The organism is Anabaena sp. FACHB-1391 (assembly GCF_014696755.1).
GTDB classification, from domain to species: Bacteria; Cyanobacteriota; Cyanobacteriia; order Cyanobacteriales; family Nostocaceae; genus Dolichospermum; species Dolichospermum planctonicum.
This window is the reverse complement of record NZ_JACJQS010000022.1, coordinates 20,693-35,457: the sequence shown is the minus strand read 5'-3', so window position 1 is coordinate 35,457 and position 14,765 is coordinate 20,693. Positions and strand designations below refer to the sequence as shown.

The window sequence follows — 14,765 nt, the reverse complement described above, 5'->3', positions numbered from 1 at the left end:
TATTACCTATTCCTAAGAGAGTTGAAACAAGAAAGTCACTAAATCGCCCTTACCTAAGCTAATGCGATCGCCGGGACGGAGGCGATGTCTATTTCCTGGTAATAGAGGTAAATTGTTGATGTAAGTACCATTGGAACTACCAGCATCTTCTATATAACAAGCATCTCCCTCAATCCGAATATCTGCGTGAATCCGGGAAACAATCTCAGAATTTGCGAATCCTGAAACATCAATATCTGGAGGAATGCGGTCATTAGGCTTACCAATATGAATAACCGAGAGATTTTGTGGTAATTCTATTTCTTGGTTAGCTTGAACATGAAATAACCGCGCCACTACCTGTTGTAATTGGGTGTTGGACACCTTGGCAGGTGGTGCGGCTGGGGCTACTTCAGGAATTGTCAGCGGATCTATCTGGGGTACATAAGCAGGGGGAATATAAGCCTCCGGTTCTGGTGCTACAGGTGCCGGTGGTGGGGTAAGTACAGGAGGAATATATACTTCCGGTTCTGGTGCTACGGGTGCCGGTGGTGGGGTAAGTACAGGAGGAATATATACTTCCGGTTCTGGTGCTACAGGTGCCGGTGGTGGGGTAAGTACAGCGGGAATATATACTTCCGGTTCTGGTGCTACAGGTGCAGGTACAGCAGGAATATAAACAGCTTGTTCCTGAACTACAGCTACGGGTGGGGGTGTCAGTACAGGGGGAATATAAACTTCTGGTTTTGGTGCTATGGGGGGAACATAAACGGCTTGTTCCTGAACTACAGCTACAGGTGGGGGTGCTATGGGCGGTATATTAACACTAACAGGAGGGTTGGCGGTATTCGCAATTCCCAAGGCATCGGGCTTTAATAGTTCCATGATTGGATCAGGAGCAACCGGCGGTACTTGTACAGGGATATTAGCAGCAGCACTTGGCGCGACTGTGGTTGCTGCTGTCGCAGCGGCGTGAAAATGTAGGTTATAACCGCACTGACCGCAGAATGCTGCATCTGACTGTACTGTTGCTCCACAATTAGGACATTTAGCTGTAGCTGGCAACGGGCTGTAGCAAGCTTCACATTGAACAGCCCCATCTGGATTAGGGTGATTGCAATTAGGGCAAACTATCATGGATTTAAGCCTTAGTCAAGGTCGTTGTAAAAATATTACTGACAAGCACAGAAGTAACTTTAGCTTTTGATGCTAATAATTACTTAGAGTGAAAACATTTAGCTTTTGAGTTCTAAACCAGCAGCTGTATCTAGCAACCAGTAAAGTTCTCCCTGGGGTTTAATCAAGCGAGATGGATAAGCAAAATCATCTGCTACTGGTGCGAAAATTTGCGCCAGCGCTGGCCTTTTGTTAGCACCAGCAACCATAAAAATCACACTGCGAGCCGCGTTAATCAATGGGTAAGTAAAGGTGATGCGGAGACTGTCCCCTTTGTTACCAACAGTAATTAAGCGATCGCACACATTGAGAGCCTCTGTGTGGGGAAACAAAGATGCAGTATGGGCATCATCACCCATTCCCAATAAAACTACATCTAATGCCGGGAACTCTCCAGATACGGAATTAAAAAATGTTTGCAGATGCTGGTTATACTTAGCTGCGTCCACTTCTGGATCAGCGGACAAAGTGGGGATAGCATGAATATTAGCTGCTGGTATAGCAACCTGATCTAACCATGCACGTCGCGCCATCAGTTCGTTGCTATCAGGGTGATCTGGTGGCACATAACGCTCATCTCCCCAGAATACATGAATTTTATCCCAGGGCAACTCCTGCATGGCCATGGCTTCATACAAAGGTTTTGGTGTGCTGCCACCTGATAAAGCAATTGTAAATTGTCCCCGTTCCTTAATAGCAGTTTCCACTTTTGACAGGATCAATTCTAGCGCCCGTTGGACTAGTTCGGACACGCTGGTGTGAACTTCAACAGTTTTGTTCATGGCATTATCATTACATGATGCTGTTTCTTTGCAATACCATAGCGAACTTCTGACCATTTTCCGGTTTAACTGTGGAAACTTTTAACATCATCAAGTTAAACCATAAATTATGGTCTTCTATTGTCCTTTACCTTCTTTATCATTATTCTTGATTGCTTGTCAGTATTCAGTTGTACTAATCGCTCATAATCACTCCAGAAGACTGTTGGCTGAATAAAGATACATCGGTAAATAAGCCAAAAATAAAAATTCTTACCAGTTTACCAGTTTACCAGTTTACCAGTTGTGAAAATTGACAAATTAGAGATTATTACTGATCACATTAACGTCACATAATAGAAAGTAGATTGGCAAGTAAAATATACCAGATATCCATCTGGATCAAAATCTACATCTTTTTTGTCAACTTAAACCTAATTACAAAGCTTTTCTTACTTTGTGCCTTTGCTCCTTAGCGTCTTAGCGCGAAACAAAAACCTAAAAAGTCACAACACTGCGAATAGAGTCACCCCTGTGCATTAAATCAAAAGCATCATTAATTTTTTCTATCGGCATAACATGAGTAATTAAATCATCAATATTAATTTTACCATCCATATACCAATCTACAATTTTTGGCACATCAGTTCTTCCTCTAGCACCACCAAAAGCCGAACCTTTCCAAACTCTTCCAGTTACTAATTGAAATGGACGAGTGCTGATTTCTTGTCCCGCACCAGCAACACCAATGATCACACTTACACCCCAACCTTTATGACAACATTCTAAAGCTTGACGCATGGTATTAACATTGCCAATACATTCAAAAGAATAGTCAGCACCACCTTTTGTTAAGTCTACTAAATAAGGAACTAAATCACCCGCAATTTCTTGAGGATTGACAAAATCTGTCATACCAAATTTTTCAGCTAAAGCCCGCTTCTTAGGATTAATATCTACACCAATAATTTTATTTGCACCCACCATTCGCGCTCCTTGGATGACGTTTAAACCAATCCCCCCTAAACCAAAAACTACTACATTTGCACCTGGTTCTACTTTAGCTGTATAAATTACCGCGCCAATACCTGTTGTTACGCCACAACCAATATAACAAACTTTATCAAAAGGGGCATCCTCTCGAATTTTGGCGACAGCAATTTCTGGCAATACCGTATAATTAGCGAAGGTGGATGTACCCATATAATGGTGAATAATATCGCCACCCATACTAAAACGACTAGTACCATCTGGCATTAAACCCCGTCCTTGTGTGCCGCGAATTGCTTGACAAAGATTAGTTTTGAAGCTGAGACAATAATCACATTGACGACATTCAGGGGTGTATAAAGGAATTACATGATCTCCAGGTTTAAGACTTTTGACATCAGCCCCTACTTCCACAACTATACCAGCACCTTCATGGCCTAAAATTGCCGGAAATAAACCTTCAGGATCATCACCAGAAAGGGTAAAAGCATCCGTATGACATACTCCACTAGCTTTAATCTCAATTAATACTTCCCCTGCTTGTGGTCCTTGTAATTGGACGGTTTCAATTGTTAAGGGTTTTCCTGGACTGTATGCTACTGCTGCTTTGATTTCCATTTGATTCTCTTGATTGGCGAGGATTTACGTAATTTTATCTCACCCAGAGGCACTCCAGGCGCGAAGAGGAATATTTTTCATGATTACTTGTCAAATTGTTCTATGTATGCTAAAGTGGTGGGCATTGCCAGAAAAATATCCTATCTGATTAACTACGGTTTAGATTGGTTGAAGGCAGCAGCTATTTTAGCGATTATGACCACAAACTTGATCTTGGCTGCAACTACCCACTTTGGCGATTAATGAAATCTGTAATAAACATGATCAAACCTGCCCTTACTAAAATTGGCGCTCAAATGTCTAACTTAACTGGCGTAAGAGCGATTATGAAAGATATTAACGAAACCCTCAGAGCTAGTAAGGGAAAGGAATTATATAATTTGAGCGCCGGGAATCCCCTGATTTTACCAGAGGTGGAACAGTTATGGCGGGATTGTACGGCAGATTTATTAGCTAGTTCTGAATATGGTGAGGTTGTTTGTCGTTACGGTTCAAGTCAAGGTTATTCACCATTAATTGACGCAATTGTCAAGGACTTTAACCAGCGTTATGGGTTAAGTTTAACTGACCGGAATATTTTAATTACTGCGGGTAGTCAAACTATCTATTTTTATGCTGCTAATGCTTTCGGTGGTTATACTCAAGATGGTAATTTAAAGGAAATTGTCCTGCCTTTAAGTCCAGATTATACTGGTTATGGTGGTGTTTGTTTGTTCCCAGAAGCTTTAGTCGCTTATAAGCCTACTTTGGATATTGATAAGGACGCACACCGTTTTAAATATCGTCCTGATTTTAACCAACTTTCCATTACAGAAAATACTGGTTGTGTGATCTTTTCTCGTCCTTGTAATCCTACTGGTAATGTTTTAACTAGTGATGAAGTGAACAAAATCACCGCCTTAGCTGAACCTCATCATGTTCCTGTATTAATTGATTCTGCTTACGCGCCTCCGTTCCCAGCTTTGAATTTTACAGACATGACTCCCGTATTTGGGGAGAATATCCTCCACTGTATGAGTTTATCAAAGGCGGGATTGCCTGGAGAACGCATTGGGGTGGCTATTGGTGATGAAAAGCTAATTCAGGTCTTAGAATGTTTCCAAACTAATGTGGGAATTCATTCTTCTCGATATGGTCAAGCGATCGCCGCTCGCGCCATAGAATCAGGTATATTAGCAAATATCGCTGAAAATGTGATTCGTCCTTTCTACCAGAAAAAGTTTGATGTGTTAGAAAGTACATTAGCATTGGCAATGCCAAAAAATTTACCCTGGTTCTTACATCGTGGTGAAGGAGCGATTTTTGGCTGGTTGTGGTTGCAAGATTTACCCATGACTGATTGGGAATTTTACCAGGAATTAAAGAAAGTTGGTGTGATTGTTGTTCCTGGTAGTAGTTTCTTCCCCGGTTTACAAGAGGAATGGGAACACAAACACCAATGTCTCAGAATTAGTTTGACTGGTAGTGATGAGGAGATTATTATCGGTATGCAGCGTTTAGCTAAGGTTGCTGAACGGGTTTATCAAGTTGCGGCTATAAGTGTGTAAGAGAAATGAACCACGAAGACGCAAAGAACACGAAGAAAATATTGCAGGGAAGCAGGAAGCAGCCAGCAGCGGTAAAAGCTCAAAAATCACCTCTTCCTGGTGCGGTAAGGGCTGAGAAACCCCATTCTCAACCAATTCCTAATCTTGATGATTGGTTAGAAATTGGTAAAATTGTCGCACCTCAAGGTTTAAATGGGGAGTTGCGGGTTTATCCTGATACTGATTTTCCCGAACGCTTTGAAGAACCAGGAAGACGCTGGTTATTACGTCCAGGAGAAACGGAACTTCAACCTGTAGAATTATTAAGTGGACGCTATATTGAGAGTAAAAATCTCTATGTGATTAGATTAAAAGGAGTAAGCGATCGCTCTCAAGCTGAAAATATGCGTGATTGTCGGTTCTTTGTGCCTATAAGCGATCGCCCTAAATTGGCAGCGGGTGAGTTTCATGTGATAGACTTGTTAGGATTGCAGGTTTTTATGCAATCTTCTGGGGAGTTGGTGGGAACACTGGTAGATATATTACCTTCAGGTCATGATTTATTAGAAGTAAAATTAGATTCTGCTTTTGCTGAAGATAAAGCCGGAAAAACAGTTTTAATTCCCTTTGTGATGGAAATTGTCCCTGTTGTGGATTTGGAAAATCGTCGCGTCGAAATTACCCCTCCCCCTGGTTTGTTATCAATTAATGATTAGTTAAACTGTGTCACATAAGTGTTTTAATAAATCTTTTTATTTGCAATTAATACCTGCCTATATTTACTTAGGTTCAGATGAATTTACTGTTATATCGTGTCTGCCTAATCACTGACGATATAGTTCGTCATTGTATTGCCTTTTCCCAATTACCAATTACCCATTACCAGCCTCAACAGATATAATAAGTGTTCAACCGGACATGATATTAAAATCCCTCACCCCAATCTAGGACCTATCCCATAATTTCTATATTGCCAATAATCTCGCAAAATCCGGTCGTGATCAAAACACAAATCACTAGGAACACACCAAGGCTCGAAAATACCCACACCCTTAGCATCATCACCCGCTAAAGGTTGACCTGTAGCTGTTGCTAAAAACACAATACTAATTGTATGCTGACGAGAATCACGACGGGGATCAGAATAAACTAAAAATTTAAGCGATCGCTCTCAAGCTGAAAATATGCGTGATTGTCGGTTCTTTGTGCCTATAAGCGATCGCCCTAAATTGGCAGCGGGTGAGTTTCATGTGATAGACTTGTTAGGATTGCAGGTTTTTATGCAATCTTCTGGGGAGTTGGTGGGAACACTGGTAGATATATTACCTTCAGGTCATGATTTATTAGAAGTAAAATTAGATTCTGCTTTTGCTGAAGATAAAGCCGGAAAAACAGTTTTAATTCCCTTTGTGATGGAAATTGTCCCTGTTGTGGATTTGGAAAATCGTCGCGTTGAAATTACCCCTCCCCCTGGTTTGTTATCAATTAATGATTAGTTAAACTATGTCACATAAGTGGTTTAATAACTCTTTCTATTTGGAATTAATAGCTGCCTATATTTACTTAGGTTCAGATGAATTTACTGTTATATCGTGTCTGCCTAATCACTGACGATATAGTTCGTCATTGTATTGCCTTTTCCCAATTACCAATTACCCATTACCAGCCTCAACAGATATAATAAGTGTTCAACCGGACATGATATTAAAATCCCTCACCCCAATCTAGGACCTATCCCATAATTTCTATATTGCCAATAATCTCGCAAAATCCGGTCGTGATCAAAACACAAATCACTAGGAACACACCAAGGCTCGAAAATACCCACACCCTTAGCATCATCACCCGCTAAAGGTTGACCTGTAGCTGTTGCTAAAAACACAATACTAATTGTATGCTGACGAGAATCACGACGGGGATCAGAATAAACTAAAAATTGTTGAATTAACTCTACTTTTAACCCTATTTCTTCCTCTGCTTCCCTAATTGCAGCTTTTTCCACAGTTTCACCATAATCCACAAAACCACCAGGTAGCGCCCACCCTAAAGGTTCATTATGTCTTTCAATGAGAATAATAGGGCGATGAGGTCTATCAATTAACTCAATAATGATATCAACAGTGGGTGCAGGATTTCTATAAGTCATTGTTCATTTGTTAATATGTAGGTTTATAGATCCTCGACTTGTTCAATGGGGATCTGAGTGAGTACAATAGATTATTGTGATTCATCTTCTTATTTCTTCACAAATCACAACAGTCAAGATTAACCATGCCATGATAAATTCGATGCGTAACTGATAAACGATTACCCTTTCCTATATTTCAGGTTAAATATGCCTTTTCCTAGATCCAGTGGTATTCTACTACATCCCAGTTCTTTCCCCAGTCGTTTTGGTATTGGGGATTTAGGACTGGAAGCCTATGATTTTATTGATTTTCTTAAAAATAGTCACCAGCAATATTGGCAAGTTTTACCTCTAGGTCCGACTGGTTACGGTAATTCTCCCTATATGTGCTATTCTGCAATGGCGGGAAATTACTTTTTAATTAGTCCCGACAAGTTGCTAGAGGAGGGTTTGTTAATTGAATCAGATTTGGCTGATTTACCAGATTTTCCGGCAGATTATGTAGATTTTCAGGAAGTTATCCGGGTTAAGGTTAATTTACTGATTAAAGCTTGTGAAGATTTTAAAACTAAGGCAACTTTAACTCAAAAACAAGCTTTTAGCAAGTTTTGTACTGATAAAGGCTATTGGTTAAATAATTACGCTCTGTTTATGGCTCTTAAAGATGCCCAAAATGGTGCAGGCTGGCATAATTGGGAGCCGGAATTGGCAAAGCGTGAACCAGCGGCTTTAGCTGCGATGGAACAAGAGTTAGCGGCAGAAATTTTTTATTATAAGTTTGTCCAATATGAGTTTTTCCGTCAATGGTCAGAACTGAAAAACTATGCTAATGAAAATGGTGTAGAAATTATTGGTGATATCCCCATTTACGTAGCCCATGATAGCGCTGATGTCTGGGCTAATCCTGAGATATTTGCTCTAGACGAGGAAACAGGAGCAGCGGCGTTAATGGCCGGAGTCCCACCAGACTATTTTAGTGCCACTGGTCAATTATGGGGAAATCCGGTGTATAATTGGGAAGAATTACAAAAACAAGACTTTAAATGGTGGGTGCTGCGTTTTGAGGCCATGCTGGATTATGTAGATATCATTCGCATTGATCATTTCCGGGGTTTTGAGGCTTATTGGGCTGTACCCCAAGGTGAAACAACTGCTATGAATGGTGAATGGATTAAAGCACCCGGTGTGGCTTTATTTGAAACTATTAGAAAGCAGTTAGGTAAGTTACCTGTGCTCGCGGAGGATTTGGGGATTATCACCCCAGAAGTGGAAGCACTACGAGATCAATTTGAGTTTCCAGGAATGAAGGTATTACAGTTTGCTTTTGGTTCTGATCCCGGAAATCCCTTTTTACCCTTTAACTACAATCGTAATGCTGTAGTTTATACTGGCACTCATGACAATGATACAACTGTGGGCTGGTTTAATGTTGCAAATGATTACGAAAAGCAAAATTTATTGTTGTATTTAGGTTGTATTAGTCCTGACGGCATAAACTGGGATTTAATTAGATTAGCTTTGAGTTCTATCGCTAATCAGGCGATTATACCTTTACAGGATGTATTAGGTTTGGGAACTGATGCAAGAATGAATTTTCCAAGTACAGCGGAGGGAAATTGGCAATGGCGTTATCAAGCGGGTGTATTAACCCAAGAATTAAGCGATCGCTTAAAAACTCTCACCCTGCGTTGTGGACGCGCCCCTAGACAATCCTAAGTTAGTTAAATAAATTTGGGCTAATAAACGCGAAAAAAAACTGATGTTTTCGCTATTTTGTCCTGGTTTGACTGAATAGACGAAAACCCCAAGTTTTTGATCAAACCACCCTTGATTGAGATCAAGCCAAAAGCCAAAATAAGCCAAAATTTAACGATGATGATGATTTCCGGTTAGTTTGGTCCAGCAGCGATCTTGATTTCCTCGGTTTTGCCAATTTCCCCCATTTCTTTGGCTTTCTGCCGATTCACGCTCATTAACACCCCACCAGCATTATTAGTTTTTACTATCAGCTGCTGACTAGCTTTCCAAGTACGACTAAAACCTTGTGGTAAAACTCCTTCAAAAGCCGTTTTACCATCTGTCACCACACTAATCCATGAGGAGGCTTTTAAGGTAACACCAACTTGTACAGACTGATCCTGTTTACTACTGGGCTGTTTATTAGAAGATGTTTCTTGTTCTGTTGATGGCTGTGCTGTCTTTGATTGAATTTGGCGATTATTGGACTGCAATGTGGCATTATTTAATAAATGAGATAAACTGTTAACAGAGCAGAAAATCAAAACAATGTAAAACAGGTAAAGATGTATAGGACGGAATTGAGCAATGTTTTGGTTTTTCCAAGTGGATTTAAAAGCCACTGGTTGATAACCAATCGGGAAATGACTGGCAAATTCCCTCCCCTTAATTCCTAAAGCATCTGCAAACTGCCTAATTAAACCTTGAATATAAATTGGTTCTGGTAGGTCGCTTAAATTACCTTCTTCAATGGCTTGCAAAAGTCGTCGAGGAATTCTGGTGAAGAGGACTAACTCATCAAGAGTTAAATTCTTTTCCTGACGTAGGGAAGCCAGTTGAGAGCCAAGCTGTATCAACTTTTCACTTTGATGTTGCTTGATAGAAGGTTTGATTGGCTGTTCATCCTTCTTTCTGAACCATTTCATGTTTTTCCTTTACTCCTTAACTCAGCTTTGTCTTTATGGGTGTGCGATTTATCTGCTTGCTTAAAAAAATCATCTCGTCTTGAGTTAAATGACGATATTCACCAACTTGCAAAAATGGTGTTATTGCCGTCTTTAATTGAATTGAACCGATGGCCGTCCGATGTAGCTTGATAACTGGATATCCTAACTGTTCGGCTACACGACGAATTTGCCGATTTCTTCCCTCCTGTAAAACAATTTCTAAACAGCTTTGGTTAATATAAGTTTCAATTAAACGCACCCGGGCTGGTCTGGTGATTTTTCCTTCCAGAATTACACCCTGACTCCACCTTTGAATAACTGCTGCGGGGGGATGTCCTTGGACAGTAACACGATAGCTCTTAGAAATACTATGACTAGGATGGGTAAGTCCATAAGTTAATTCCCCATCATTTGTCAGGATTAACGCTCCTGTAGAGTCTACATCCAAACGACCAACGGGGTGAATACCCAATCCCTCTCTTAATTCTGAGGGTAGCAGATCCAGGACAGTTGGTCTTCCTTGGGGGTCATGGCAAGTAGATACAAATCCTGCTGGTTTATGCAGCAATAAATAGATCAAAGATGGACGTTGTTCCGTCAGGACTGGTAGATCATCAATCAAGATTTTGTCTCGTTGGGGATCGACTTTTTGACCTAAATGTGCCAATATGCCATTAACACGCACCCTTGATTGTCTAATCATTTCTTCACTTTCACGACGGGAGGCAATGCCCCATTGAGCTAAAATTTTTTGTAATCGTTCCTCCATGTTTTAATTGTCACTTTTATTTCTCATTGAATACTATTATATTACTGATTTTTTGACTTTTTTGTGAAAAAACTCCTATATTACAGTTAAGAACTATTTAAGATACTTATAGCACTTGCGCAAGTGTCACACTAAAATTCTATTGTAGACGGTAGTCATGCACCTTGCTAATGTGCCAGTTGCGTAAGTCCTGACTTAATAGCTAAACATATTTACATATAATTACTGGAAAATGATAGAAACAAGTTCCCCAAATACAGATAATAACAAATTTAAGCTCATTACAAAAGTTTTGACTTCAGCAATCAAGTTATGGATAAGAACCCAGTTAAATCAAGTATCGGGTTTAGATGTACATATCAAAGCGAGCGATCGCCAACTTTTTTCTGGTTGTATTCCTGGGGTATCTATTTCTGCTAGTAAAGCTGTGTATCGAGGAATTCATATCACAGAAATCGAACTTTATGCCGAAAAAATACAACTTAATGTCTCATCAATATTGAGAGGACAGCCGCTGCAATTATTAGAAATAGTACCTGTTGTTGGTAAACTAATAGTTGAGGAACAGGATCTTAATAACTCCCTCTCATCTCCATTATTATTGACGGCTATAAATGATTTACTGATTACCTTAATACCACAATCTGGAATAAATTTCAAGTCCCTTAGTTGGCGAAAAATTACCCTTGACAATCAGTTATTGATCCTGCATGGTATAACTATTTCTGATAAGCAAGAAACATTCTTTAATATTCATTTATACTTAAAACTACTCAACGGACAAGAACTGCAATTGACACAAGTTGAGATCAAAAGCGACGAAGAAGTTATTCTAGAAGGATATGCTCCTGATATTATAAATCTGGGGACAGATGTTGATATTAAAGAAATCTCTCTGATACCGGGACAACTGATTTGTTATGGACGCATTAACATTAACCCATAGGCATCTGCCTGAATCAGGATATCCAGGACTTAAGGATTTTCAGGATTTCATACTGATATGTGACAATAAACCGCAAATTACGAATTACAGAGTTGTTTGTAAAAGCGGCAAAAGCAACGTCACAAAATAATAAACTAAAGGAGCGGTAAAAATATAACTATCAGTCCGATCTAAAATACCACCATGTCCGGGGATTAATTGTCCAGAATCTTTCACACCCGCATCACGTTTAAGTAACGATTCCGTTAAATCACCTAATAAACTAGCAATACCAATAATCAAACCCAATGTTAAACCGGTAATTAACCAGTAGGGAAAATGGAGAAAATAAGCACCTGTCACAGCCACGGCCAAACTAGCAGCAATACCAAAAACTGCACCTTCTACGGTTTTTCTGGGACTAATATCCGATAAACGAGTTTTACCGAAGAATTTACCAATAATATAAGCACCAATATCAGCAGCCCAAATACACAAAAAAGCGAGGATAGTGGTTGTTAAACCTGTTGATAGGGCGCTAAAATTGCCTTGTCCAATATCCTCCCAATGGGATGGCCAATAACCACCTAAAGGCAAATTGCTGGTAAGATCATGATTAATTTCCCGTAAGCGTACCCAGTAACTTGGTAAATAACCTACATAAAACAAACCCATAATAGAAGCGGAAATATCGGCAATTGTGGCTAGTTTAGGTTGAAAAAGTAGATAAAAACAAATCAGTGTTCCTGCTATGGGCATAATTGCATCAGCTAAACTAGCATTAAGAGTACAAATTGCCAATAAAACTTGACTGACAAACATAGTAGTTTTTACTGCTGGTGTAATGCCGCGAGAACGCACTAAGTTAAAATATTCTTGTTGACCTAAAAATACAACAATAGCGATCGCTATGGTGAAATACCACCCCCCTAATAGGGTTGAAGACAGCGCCATGACAATCGCAATAATTCCACTAACAATTCGAGACCAGGGCATAATAGTATTTTGGATTTTGGATTTTAGATTTTGGATTGAATCCAAAACCGAAAACCGCAGAAGTTTTAATTCATTCAAATTTAGTCTAATTTCTCACCACTGAGAATAAAAATGGGATCTCCAGCTACAAAAGTTTGAGAATAACCCCGTGTTTCCAAACGGTTCACCCCTGACTGGACAACTTCGATATTTCTCACTCTCAATTGGGAAAAACTTTGAGAAATAGCATACAGACTTTCTAGATTAGCAGCTGTTGCCACTACTCGTCCAGATGTGGGTAAATATTGCCATGCAGCTTGGACAATTTCATTTATCGCTTTTCCCCCCTCAATGCAAATACGATCAGGTTGTAACTTGATTTGCTTTAAACATTCCGGGGCGCTACCTTCAATAACTGCTACGTTTTTCACTTCAAAGCGATCGCAATTGCGTTTAATCAGGTTAGCTACATCCTCATCACGTTCAATTGCAATTACCCGTCCTTGGGGACACAATAAACCCACCTCTATAGGAATTGTACCCGTTCCCGCACCAATATCCCACAATATTGAATCTGCTTGTAGTCGCAGTTGAGAAATCAACAACAATCTTAATTCTCGCTGACTGAGGGGAATACCTGGTAAATGCTCAAATAATTCATCGGGAATCCCTGGAGTAATATAAGGCCAAAGTGGGGAAGGCATAAGCAATTAAAAATTAAAATTAACAATTAAATTAACAATTAAATTAAAATCAGGAATGGGTAAGATAATTTTGGTATTTATGCTCATGAGTGACACAAGGATACTGTAATGATCATGAATAGGGAAATATTAGCCAATCGTTACGAGATTCAACAACAGTTAGGCAAAAAAGCTGGTAGAAGCACTTTCCTAGCTACTGATGTAGTAACTGGAAAATCGGTAATTGTCAAGTTACTTGCTTTTGGTGGTGATTTTGAATGGGATGATCTGAAATTATTTGAAAGGGAAGCCCAAACTTTAAAATCTTTATCACATCCTTTTATTCCAGCTTACTTAGACTATTTTGAGGTTAATTCCCCTATATATAAAGGATTTGCCCTCGTCCAGACTTATATCCCAGCCCAAACCCTAGAACAATATTTACAAACTGGGAGAAAATTTACAGAAGTTGAAGTCCAAGAAATTGCCAAAGCACTTTTAGAAATTCTTATATATTTACATAACTTAAATCCACCAGTTATCCATCGTGATATTAAGCCTAGTAATATTTTATTAGGAGAACGTTCTGGTAATAGCGTCGGTTCAGTTTATTTAGTAGATTTTGGTTCAGTTCAGACTGTTTTAGCAGCAGAAGGAGGGACAAGAACGATTGTCGGAACCTATGGTTATATGCCACAAGAACAGTTTGGAGGCCGCACAGTTCCCGCTTCTGACCTTTATAGCTTAGGATGCACAATAATTTATTTGGTGACGGGGACTCACCCAGCAGATTTACCCCAAAAGGATTTTTGCATTGAGTTTGAGCAATTTACTAATATTAGTCCCTATTTTACTAATTGGTTGCAAAAAATCACAGAACCGAGTTTAGAAAAGCGTTTCTCTTCTGCAACTCAAGCGCTAATAGCTTTAGAACAGGGAGAGGGAAAATATACCGAAATTACAGCTTTAGCTGTTGGTAAACCAGCAGGTAGTGAAATTCAAATCACAAAAAATGAAGATTTTTTAGAAATTACCATCCCCCCTACTGGCTTTAAACCCTCGATGGTATTTATAGGGTGTTTTGCCACATTTTGGAATTTATTTATATTAGTTTGGACTATTGGCGCTCTTTCTGCTCCTTTTCCCGCCAATATTCCCTTTGCTTTGTTTTCATTACCTTTTTGGGGTGCTGGTTTTTCGATGATATATGCTGGCATATTATACCCTTTATTTGGCAGCGTGAAAGTACGTATAGATAAAGAACAAATTACTTTTAATGCTTGGTTAGGAAAATGGAAAATCCGTCGTCGTTCAGCTTCTAGAGCAAGTATTAATAAACTGATTTATACACCACAACATTTTACTGGAGATTCGGAAGATAGAACCCTACAACCAGCAAAATTAGAAATTTGGGCGGGAGTGAAAAAATTTGAGTTTAATCTTGATACTCTGAAATCTGAAGCAGAATTAGAATGGTTAGCTATGGAATTAAGTGATTGGTTGGGTATAGGACTCTCTGAGGTAAGATAGTATTGAAGCCTCATCTAAATG

At 39.5% G+C, this 14,765-nt stretch carries 14 protein-coding genes and 2 pseudogenes; 7 read left to right on the top strand and 9 right to left on the bottom strand.

What is annotated here, in order from left to right:
• Window positions 1–12: 12 nt before the first annotated feature.
• The 3 genes from H6F62_RS12170 to H6F62_RS12160 form a co-directional block, all read right to left on the bottom strand.
• On the bottom strand, window positions 13–1,116 hold the full coding sequence (locus H6F62_RS12170) for an FHA domain-containing protein (RefSeq protein ID WP_137908897.1): 1,104 nt from the start codon (window positions 1,114–1,116) through the stop codon (window positions 13–15).
• Between the two features lie 98 nt (window positions 1,117–1,214).
• Window positions 1,215–1,937, bottom strand: coding sequence for a 6-phosphogluconolactonase (gene pgl, locus H6F62_RS12165; protein ID WP_137908896.1), 723 nt, complete (start codon window positions 1,935–1,937; stop codon window positions 1,215–1,217).
• A 477-nt stretch (window positions 1,938–2,414) separates the two neighbouring features.
• A complete protein-coding gene (locus tag H6F62_RS12160) occupies window positions 2,415–3,524 on the bottom strand; it encodes an S-(hydroxymethyl)glutathione dehydrogenase/class III alcohol dehydrogenase (protein ID WP_190372153.1) in 1,110 nt (369 codons plus the stop codon).
• A gap of 102 nt (window positions 3,525–3,626) precedes the next feature.
• On the opposite strand from H6F62_RS12160, the gene H6F62_RS12155 reads away from it, so the two are divergent.
• The 3 genes from H6F62_RS12155 to rimM (H6F62_RS12145) are packed head-to-tail and all read left to right on the top strand — an operon-like array spanning window position 3,627 to window position 5,766.
• The gene (locus H6F62_RS12155) at window positions 3,627–3,767 is read left to right on the top strand and encodes a hypothetical protein (protein WP_162501204.1); all 141 of its coding nucleotides are present in this window, start codon (window positions 3,627–3,629) and stop codon (window positions 3,765–3,767) included.
• A 20-nt stretch (window positions 3,768–3,787) separates the two neighbouring features.
• Entirely contained in the window at window positions 3,788–5,071 is a 1,284-nt protein-coding gene (locus tag H6F62_RS12150) for a valine--pyruvate transaminase (RefSeq protein ID WP_190372178.1), read from the top strand.
• A gap of 5 nt (window positions 5,072–5,076) precedes the next feature.
• Window positions 5,077–5,766: a ribosome maturation factor RimM gene (rimM, locus tag H6F62_RS12145; RefSeq protein ID WP_190372152.1), complete on the top strand. Its 690-nt coding sequence runs from the start codon at window positions 5,077–5,079 to the stop codon at window positions 5,764–5,766.
• A 218-nt stretch (window positions 5,767–5,984) separates the two neighbouring features.
• Here the strand turns inward: rimM (H6F62_RS12145) and H6F62_RS12140 are convergent.
• Window positions 5,985–6,203 (bottom strand): annotated as a pseudogene (locus H6F62_RS12140) (NUDIX hydrolase); the annotation flags it as partial.
• 4 nt (window positions 6,204–6,207) lie between these two features.
• On the opposite strand from H6F62_RS12140, the pseudogene rimM (H6F62_RS12135) reads away from it, so the two are divergent.
• Window positions 6,208–6,546 (top strand): annotated as a pseudogene (rimM, locus tag H6F62_RS12135) (ribosome maturation factor RimM); the annotation flags it as partial.
• 218 nt (window positions 6,547–6,764) lie between these two features.
• On the opposite strand, the gene H6F62_RS12130 reads toward rimM (H6F62_RS12135), so the two are convergent.
• Window positions 6,765–7,196 carry an NUDIX hydrolase gene (locus H6F62_RS12130; protein ID WP_137908893.1) on the bottom strand — a complete coding sequence of 144 codons (432 nt, stop codon included), beginning with the start codon at window positions 7,194–7,196 and terminating at the stop codon, window positions 6,765–6,767.
• A 189-nt stretch (window positions 7,197–7,385) separates the two neighbouring features.
• Here H6F62_RS12130 and malQ point away from each other — a divergent pair, with 189 nt between their 5' ends.
• Complete coding sequence (malQ, locus tag H6F62_RS12125; protein ID WP_190372151.1) at window positions 7,386–8,894, top strand: 4-alpha-glucanotransferase; 1,509 nt, start codon at window positions 7,386–7,388, stop codon at window positions 8,892–8,894.
• Between the two features lie 173 nt (window positions 8,895–9,067).
• Here the strand turns inward: malQ and H6F62_RS12120 are convergent, their stop codons facing one another.
• Both H6F62_RS12120 and H6F62_RS12115 read right to left on the bottom strand, forming a co-directional pair.
• The gene (locus tag H6F62_RS12120) at window positions 9,068–9,841 is read right to left on the bottom strand and encodes a RodZ domain-containing protein (protein WP_190372150.1); all 774 of its coding nucleotides are present in this window, start codon (window positions 9,839–9,841) and stop codon (window positions 9,068–9,070) included.
• Window positions 9,842–9,857: 16 nt separating this feature from the next.
• Entirely contained in the window at window positions 9,858–10,631 is a 774-nt protein-coding gene (locus tag H6F62_RS12115; protein WP_137907856.1) for a pseudouridine synthase, read from the bottom strand.
• Between the two features lie 292 nt (window positions 10,632–10,923).
• On the opposite strand from H6F62_RS12115, the gene H6F62_RS12110 reads away from it, so the two are divergent.
• Window positions 10,924–11,577: a DUF2993 domain-containing protein gene (locus H6F62_RS12110; protein WP_306420211.1), complete on the top strand. Its 654-nt coding sequence runs from the start codon at window positions 10,924–10,926 to the stop codon at window positions 11,575–11,577.
• 84 nt (window positions 11,578–11,661) lie between these two features.
• Here H6F62_RS12110 and H6F62_RS12105 read toward each other — a convergent pair whose 3' ends face one another.
• Both H6F62_RS12105 and cbiT read right to left on the bottom strand, forming a co-directional pair.
• Entirely contained in the window at window positions 11,662–12,552 is an 891-nt protein-coding gene (locus H6F62_RS12105; RefSeq protein ID WP_137907854.1) for a phosphatidate cytidylyltransferase, read from the bottom strand.
• An 80-nt stretch (window positions 12,553–12,632) separates the two neighbouring features.
• On the bottom strand, window positions 12,633–13,235 hold the full coding sequence (gene cbiT / locus H6F62_RS12100; protein ID WP_190372149.1) for a precorrin-6Y C5,15-methyltransferase subunit CbiT: 603 nt from the start codon (window positions 13,233–13,235) through the stop codon (window positions 12,633–12,635).
• A gap of 114 nt (window positions 13,236–13,349) precedes the next feature.
• Here cbiT and H6F62_RS12095 point away from each other — a divergent pair, with 114 nt between their 5' ends.
• Window positions 13,350–14,744 carry a serine/threonine-protein kinase gene (locus tag H6F62_RS12095; protein ID WP_190372177.1) on the top strand — a complete coding sequence of 465 codons (1,395 nt, stop codon included), beginning with the start codon at window positions 13,350–13,352 and terminating at the stop codon, window positions 14,742–14,744.
• The last annotated feature ends 21 nt before the right edge of the window (window positions 14,745–14,765 follow it).

What these genes read in the sequence shown, in the direction of transcription:
- H6F62_RS12095 (WP_190372177.1), top strand. Translation starts at nt 13,350, where the DNA reads ATGAATAGGGAAATATTAGCCAATCGTTACGAGATTCAACAACAGTTA.
- H6F62_RS12155 (WP_162501204.1), top strand. Translation starts at nt 3,627, where the DNA reads ATGTATGCTAAAGTGGTGGGCATTGCCAGAAAAATATCCTATCTGATT.
- H6F62_RS12170 (WP_137908897.1), bottom strand. Translation starts at nt 1,116, where the DNA reads ATGATAGTTTGCCCTAATTGCAATCACCCTAATCCAGATGGGGCTGTT.
- rimM (WP_190372152.1), top strand. Translation starts at nt 5,077, where the DNA reads ATGAACCACGAAGACGCAAAGAACACGAAGAAAATATTGCAGGGAAGC.
- cbiT (WP_190372149.1), bottom strand. Translation starts at nt 13,235, where the DNA reads ATGCCTTCCCCACTTTGGCCTTATATTACTCCAGGGATTCCCGATGAA.
- H6F62_RS12120 (WP_190372150.1), bottom strand. Translation starts at nt 9,841, where the DNA reads ATGAAATGGTTCAGAAAGAAGGATGAACAGCCAATCAAACCTTCTATC.
- malQ (WP_190372151.1), top strand. Translation starts at nt 7,386, where the DNA reads ATGCCTTTTCCTAGATCCAGTGGTATTCTACTACATCCCAGTTCTTTC.
- H6F62_RS12160 (WP_190372153.1), bottom strand. Translation starts at nt 3,524, where the DNA reads ATGGAAATCAAAGCAGCAGTAGCATACAGTCCAGGAAAACCCTTAACA.
- H6F62_RS12115 (WP_137907856.1), bottom strand. Translation starts at nt 10,631, where the DNA reads ATGGAGGAACGATTACAAAAAATTTTAGCTCAATGGGGCATTGCCTCC.
- H6F62_RS12130 (WP_137908893.1), bottom strand. Translation starts at nt 7,196, where the DNA reads ATGACTTATAGAAATCCTGCACCCACTGTTGATATCATTATTGAGTTA.
- pgl (WP_137908896.1), bottom strand. Translation starts at nt 1,937, where the DNA reads ATGAACAAAACTGTTGAAGTTCACACCAGCGTGTCCGAACTAGTCCAA.
- H6F62_RS12105 (WP_137907854.1), bottom strand. Translation starts at nt 12,552, where the DNA reads ATGCCCTGGTCTCGAATTGTTAGTGGAATTATTGCGATTGTCATGGCG.